This is a genomic window from Oceanisphaera sp., assembly GCF_052084945.1.
Classification (GTDB): Bacteria; Pseudomonadota; Gammaproteobacteria; order Enterobacterales; family Aeromonadaceae; genus Oceanimonas.
The window spans coordinates 1-6,055 of the sequence record NZ_JBQDEX010000136.1 but is presented as its reverse complement, the minus strand read 5'-3'; the positions used below and the strand labels follow the sequence as shown (position 1 = coordinate 6,055).

The window sequence follows — 6,055 nt, the reverse complement described above, 5'->3', positions numbered from 1 at the left end:
GGATGGGTTTACGGCGAGTCGAGCGGAGTAGCGCGCTCTGCCTGATTTCTACTCACACATCAACAAAAAGATGTGATGAAGTTACAGGCCTCCAACTTCTAGTCGCTTTTAGCCTTGGGCTTCTTGCTTAACCAGCTCAACTAAGGCGCCATACCCTGACTGTGGCATCACATTCAGCGGAATGAACTGTAATGCCCCGCCATTAATGCAATAACGTAGTCCGCCTCTGTCTTTCGGGCCATCATTAAAAACGTGCCCTAAGTGAGAGTCGGCAACGCGTGAGCGAATTTCAATGCGCAGCATATTAAAGGCACGATCTTCATGTTCGGTGACCACTTGGCTGGCAATGGGTTGCGTAAAGCTTGGCCAGCCACACTGTGAGTCGTATTTATCCGCAGATGAAAATAACGGCTCACCGCTTACCACATCCACATAAATCCCCGGAGCGTATAAGTTGTCATATTCGTGACTGTAAGCGCGTTCAGTACCAGACTGCTGAGTAATATAACGTTGATCTTTAGTTAAGTCGCTTTTATCAAAGTTTGCATAGCGTTTAGGGTTGAACGCTTGCGTTATAGTAGTGGCAGCTGTAAATTTAGTGGTATTAGATTGGGCTGGCACGGCGGCTTGTTCAAGTGGGTCGTCCGCTAAGCTTAAATCGACATGACAGTAGCCATTTGGATTTTTGGCTAGGTAATCTTGGTGGTACATTTCTGCTAAGTAGAAGTGATCTAATGGCTCTTGCTCAACCACAATTGGCTCTGGATACTTAGCCTGTTGCTCATTTGCTACTTGAGCGATGACGGCTTTATCAGCTGAGTCTGTATAGTAGATGCCGGTACGATACTGAATGCCGCGATCATTGCCCTGTCTATTAAGGCTGGTGGGGTCAATAATGCGAAAGTAATGTGCTAATACCGTGTTTAGTTGTATTTTATCTGGATCATAGGTCACTTTAACGGTTTCGGTATGGCCTGAACCACGAATAACTTGTTCGTAGCTTGGGTTAGGTAAGTCTTTATCGCCATTAGCGTAACCCGACACTACATCCACCACACCATTAATACGCTCCATATACGCTTCTACTCCCCAAAAACAACCGCCGGCGAGGTAAATAGCGCGCGTATCAATAGGGTTACCTTGTTCATTATAGTAGATATCTTTATCCACTGGGCTATTTGTAGCCGTTTGGGGTTCAGTGGACGGAGTATTCTGTGGGCTAAAATCGGTACTTTGCTCAGAGGCTTGCTGAGCAAATGCATAAGCTTGTTGCTGCGTCATTGTGCCTTTAATGAGTTGCACCAAATTGCCATTATTATCCAGTACCGCCCAGCTGGGATAAACCTGCACTCCCAATTTTTTAATGAGCTCGCCAGACGTGTCTGTTAACACCGGCAGTTGTGGATAGTCTTTTTCAAGCACGCTATACCAAGCATTGAACTTATTTGTCGCTTTTTCACCTAAATGACCGGGGCTAGTAAGTGTAACGAGGTTAAGATCGCTAAATGCAGGATCATTGGCCCAAGTTTGAGTTTCTTCTAACGTGGCTAAACACAACGGGCACCAGCTAGCCCAAAACTTAACTAAGGTGGGCTTGGTAGGATCAATGATAGCTGCCCCTGTGTCACCTAGCCCTTGAGTGAGTTGTGGCAGGGTTTGCAGTTGCTTGAGCATATCAGAGGGCAGCATATCTCTAGAGCGGGTGATCCCTTGGTTAGAAGTGGTAGCTGATTGCGCTGTATTTTGGCTGCTTTGCGCATTGCTTTCTTTGTTGCAGCCAAACAAGAGAGTAGCGCTAATAAAGCCGATAAAGCAGGCTTTACTCAGTGTTTGAAGCCAAGTTAATGCGTTGTTTGTCTGTAACATAACGTGTCCTTTATTCTGATTAATGAATAAACTTATACAGATTTTTATTGGTTGTATAATATTATATTAATCTCTTTTATGCTGAAAATGCTATAAAAATATTTATCGAGGCCATACTGGTCACCATCAAGCAGGGCTACTATTCCTCACTGATAGCAAGTTAAGGTACACTAGTAAGGTCTTTATTTAGGAAGCCTCATCATGCAATTTACCTCGGCATCCCTTGCCCCCTATAACACCTTTGGCTTAACGCAAACCGCAGAGCAACTGGTGGTGCTTAATGAGCGTGAGCAACTTTCCCCAATATGGGAAGCTGCTCAAAATAAGCCGTTACTGGTGGTAGGAGAGGGCTCTAACATAGTGTTTACTCAGCCACTTTCTGGCTTAGTGCTGGTTAATCGTTTGCAGGGTATTCACGTAGCAGAAACTGATGAAGCTTGGTTGTTAACGGTGGCTGGTGGTGAGAATTGGCACCAGCTTGTCTGTTGGACGCTGGAGCAGGGCATGCCGGGACTAGAAAACCTCGCCTTAATTCCCGGTACTGTAGGGGCTTCACCTATTCAAAATATTGGGGCTTATGGTGTTGAGCTGGCGCAGTTTTGTCATCAAGTTGAAAGTATCGACTGGCAAACTGGGCAAACGCGACTTTGGTCAACCGCTGAGTGCGAATTTGGTTATCGCGATAGCGTATTTAAACAGGGCGCCCGAGAGCATATTATTTTAAATGTGACGCTGCGCTTACCCAAGGCGTGGCAGCCGGTGTTGGGTTACGGTCCTTTGGCGGAGCTGGGCGAGCAGGCCACGGCGAGGCAAGTGTTTGATCGGGTATGCGCCACTCGACAGGCCAAGTTACCTAACCCAGACGTGTTGGGTAATGCCGGGAGTTTCTTTAAAAATCCGACCGTGGTCACATCGCAAGCTGAAGCATTAAAGCTTGCTTGGCCAAACTTGCCGGTATTTGCCACTCAACCTGGCTGGAGTAAGTTAGCCGCAGGTTGGTTAATTGATAAAGCTGGCTTAAAAGGCACGCGTGTGGGAGGGGCCGGAGTACACACTGAGCAAGCCTTGGTATTGGTTAACCATGGTGGCGCGACTAGCGAAGATGTGTTGCGCTTAGCGGCTTTAGTTCGCGAGCGGGTTGAGCAGTTATTTGGGGTACGATTAGAGCCTGAAGTTCGCATGATGGCTGCTCAGGGGGAAACCTATTTGGATGAGGCGCTGGCATGTCTGAATATGAACTAAGTCCGGTGCGTACATCGCTACTTACCTTATTAGCAGACGGGCAGTTTCATTCAGGTGAGCAACTTGGTGAACAGTTATCCATGAGCCGTGCAGCCATTAGCAAACATATTCAAATGCTAAAAACATGGGGGCTAGATGTTTTTAGCGTCAGTGGCAAAGGCTATAAATTGGCAGTGCCGTTACAGCTGTTAGATCACGCTCGATTAGGCAGAGAATTAGCTGAGAACCGAGTGGATTTAGTCCCAGTGATAGGCTCCACCAATGCACATTGGATGAGCTTACTGGATGAGCTAAAAAACGGTGATATTTGTGTCGCCGAATGTCAAACCGAGGGACGAGGGCGGCGTGGTAGGCCGTGGATCTCTCCCTTTGGTGGCCAACTGATCATGAGTATGTATTGGCAATTAGAGCAGGGTATGTCGGCGGCCATGGGCTTGAGCTTAGTGGTGGGCATTGCTGTGGTTGAGACGCTTGAAGCTCAAGGCTTTGCTGGCGTAGCGCTAAAATGGCCTAATGATGTTTATTTGCATGGCCGTAAGCTGGCGGGCATTTTAGTGGAATTATCTGGCACTGCGGGTGGGCCTTGCCAGCTGGTGATTGGCATAGGGTTAAATTTAGTGCTACCCGATAATGAGCAAGCGCGTATCGACCAGCCGTGGGCTGAGCTAAACGAGCTTGGGCCCGTTAACGATCGCAATGGCTTAGTAGTGGCACTCAGCCGCCACTTGCAGCGCAGTTTAGCGGTGTTTGAACAAGAGGGCATTGCGGCTTTTAGTGCACAGTGGAACCGACTGGATTATTTTAATGGTAAGCCGGTGCGTATGTTAATGGGGGATCAAGTAGTACTGGGTATAGCTCGTGGTATTGACTCTCAAGGCGCGCTATTGCTTGAGCTTGAAAATGGTAAAATTAAGCGCTTTTTAGGCGGAGAAGTCTCATTACGCGCAGATTAATTAGCGCCCAGCACCAAGCGCCCAGCTCCAAGCGCCCAGCTCAGGATAAAGTCTAAACCGAGATCCTGACCTTCGTCAGGAAGACGGCTTAAGGGCAGCACCCAGCGCCCGGCGCCTAGCTAAAGAAGAACAAAACTACCCTCTGCTCTGCCGTCATACCGGACTTGCTCCGGTATCTTTCTCTGTTGGGTTGGTTTTACTCGGCGCTTGGTGCTTGGCGCTGTATTTATTTTTTAAGCCAGACCTGTTCTATACCGTGGGCCTTGCCTTTGGTTAATACTAACTCGGCGCGGTCTTTGGTGGGTAAAATATTTTGTTTTAGGTTTTTGTAGTTAATTTCTTGCCAAATACGACTAGCGGTGGCCACTGCTTCTTCTTCCGACAGTGGCGCGTAGTTGTGAAAGTACGAGTCGGGATCGCGAAAGGCCCCAGAGCGAAATTTAAGAAATCGCTCTACATACCAAGTTTTTAGCAAACGCTCGTCAGCATCGACAAAAATAGAAAAATCCACAAAGTCCGAGACGAAGACTCTATGGGGATCGTGGGGATAGTCCATGCCGCTTTGTAGTACATTTAAGCCTTCAATAATAAGAATATCGGGCTGCTCCACCACGTTTTCTTCATCTGGCACCACATCATAGGTGAGGTGTGAATACACGGGCGCTGTTACACGTGGTTTGCCCGACTTAATATCGGAGACAAACTGCACTAAACGACGAATATCATAAGACTGAGGAAACCCCTTACGACGCATTAAACCGCGCTCTTCTAGTACCGCATTAGGATATAAGAAGCCGTCTGTGGTCACTAATGACACCTTAGGATGTTGCGGCCAGCGGGCTAATAGGGCTTCTAGAATACGCGCTGTGGTACTTTTACCGACCGCGACTGAGCCGGCAATGCTAATAATGTAGGGCACATGACGGGCTTCTTTACGCAAAAATTGATCCAAGACTTTGCTGCGCCGCTGCTTGGCTTTAATGTAAAGATTCAGCAGACGAGAGAGTGGCAAATAGATATCTCTGACTTCAGCTAATGATACTTTATCGTTTATACCGCGCAGCCGAGTCAGTTCATCCTCGCTGAGGGGTTGATGTACGGTATCGCGTAGTTCTGACCAAGCTTCGCGCGAAAAGGCCAGATAAGGTGAGTCGTTATCTATCGTCATGCATCGTGGTCGTATATCAGTGAATCGCCTGGCGACAATACACCAAGGGTTAAAAATGAACAAGACGACCTTAAACGGCAATATTCTAGAATATGATCTAAATTCAATCTGCTTACTTGGCTATTTTGTTATCAGTTGATGGTATTAAAAGGTAGTTTTGGCGGTTTATTGCGCACTTGAAGGTGAATATGCAAAAAAACAGGGTAAAGGTATTGCATCCGTAGGGTGCATTGGCCTAGAATTCGTCTCGTTCAAACGCCGGCATAGCTCAGTTGGTAGAGCAACTGACTTGTAATCAGTAGGTCCCGAGTTCGACTCTTGGTGCCGGCACCAGAACAAATACAATGTGGAGGAGTTCCCGAGTGGCTAAAGGGATCAGACTGTAAATCTGACGGCTCCGCCTTCACTGGTTCGAATCCAGTCTCCTCCACCATTATTTTAAAGTGTTGTTCTAGTAACAGCGCTTAAGTTTGATAATTTAATGCGTTAAAATATTAAACACTGCCTCTGCGGGCATCGTATAATGGCTATTACCTCAGCCTTCCAAGCTGATGATGCGGGTTCGATTCCCGCTGCCCGCTCCAATTTAAGTTCTCCTCTAAATATCTAATGCGTTGCTGATATAGCTCAGTTGGTAGAGCGCACCCTTGGTAAGGGTGAGGTCCCCAGTTCAAATCCGGGTATCAGCACCACTCAGTGTCAGCATCCCCTGTTAAGTTAAATTATAATCGCATATCAATAATTGCGATGCGATTGTTTGATCTTAACATTGCCTTACGCCTTACGCCTTACGCCTTACAGTTTCAGGGGCGCGAGAGCCTGATAG

4 protein-coding genes and 4 tRNA genes are annotated in these 6,055 nt (G+C 47.3%); 6 read left to right on the top strand and 2 right to left on the bottom strand.

What is annotated here, in order from left to right:
* Window positions 1-108: 108 nt before the first annotated feature.
* Window positions 109-1,866 (bottom strand): bifunctional peptide-methionine (S)-S-oxide reductase MsrA/peptide-methionine (R)-S-oxide reductase MsrB, encoded by a 1,758-nt coding sequence (gene msrAB, locus ACTHY5_RS10800; protein ID WP_441879509.1) that lies wholly within the window; start codon window positions 1,864-1,866, stop codon window positions 109-111.
* A gap of 201 nt (window positions 1,867-2,067) precedes the next feature.
* Between msrAB and murB the strand changes: the two genes are divergently transcribed.
* Both murB and birA read left to right on the top strand, forming a co-directional pair.
* Entirely contained in the window at window positions 2,068-3,108 is a 1,041-nt protein-coding gene (murB, locus tag ACTHY5_RS10795) for a UDP-N-acetylmuramate dehydrogenase (protein ID WP_441879507.1), read from the top strand.
* Entirely contained in the window at window positions 3,090-4,061 is a 972-nt protein-coding gene (gene birA, locus ACTHY5_RS10790) for a bifunctional biotin--[acetyl-CoA-carboxylase] ligase/biotin operon repressor BirA (protein ID WP_441879505.1), read from the top strand. Before murB ends, birA begins: the two co-directional genes overlap by 19 nt.
* Before the next feature lie 226 nt (window positions 4,062-4,287).
* On the opposite strand, the gene coaA is transcribed toward birA, so the two are convergent.
* Window positions 4,288-5,229: a type I pantothenate kinase gene (gene coaA, locus ACTHY5_RS10785; RefSeq protein ID WP_441879503.1), complete on the bottom strand. Its 942-nt coding sequence runs from the start codon at window positions 5,227-5,229 to the stop codon at window positions 4,288-4,290.
* Between the two features lie 257 nt (window positions 5,230-5,486).
* On the opposite strand from coaA, the gene ACTHY5_RS10780 reads away from it, so the two are divergent.
* The 4 genes from ACTHY5_RS10780 to ACTHY5_RS10765 all read left to right on the top strand — a co-directional run bounded on the left by ACTHY5_RS10780 (window position 5,487) and on the right by ACTHY5_RS10765 (window position 5,921).
* Window positions 5,487-5,562 (top strand) — tRNA-Thr (locus ACTHY5_RS10780).
* Between the two features lie 15 nt (window positions 5,563-5,577).
* A tRNA-Tyr gene (locus ACTHY5_RS10775) sits at window positions 5,578-5,662 on the top strand.
* Between the two features lie 76 nt (window positions 5,663-5,738).
* A tRNA-Gly gene (locus ACTHY5_RS10770) sits at window positions 5,739-5,813 on the top strand.
* Window positions 5,814-5,845: 32 nt separating this feature from the next.
* A tRNA-Thr gene (locus tag ACTHY5_RS10765) sits at window positions 5,846-5,921 on the top strand.
* The last annotated feature ends 134 nt before the right edge of the window (window positions 5,922-6,055 follow it).

Bases quoted from the DNA above. Each gene is read 5' to 3' on its own strand.
- msrAB (WP_441879509.1), bottom strand. From the start codon at position 1,866: ATGTTACAGACAAACAACGCATTAACTTGGCTTCAAACACTGAGTAAA.
- murB (WP_441879507.1), top strand. From the start codon at position 2,068: ATGCAATTTACCTCGGCATCCCTTGCCCCCTATAACACCTTTGGCTTA.
- birA (WP_441879505.1), top strand. From the start codon at position 3,090: ATGTCTGAATATGAACTAAGTCCGGTGCGTACATCGCTACTTACCTTA.
- coaA (WP_441879503.1), bottom strand. From the start codon at position 5,229: ATGACGATAGATAACGACTCACCTTATCTGGCCTTTTCGCGCGAAGCT.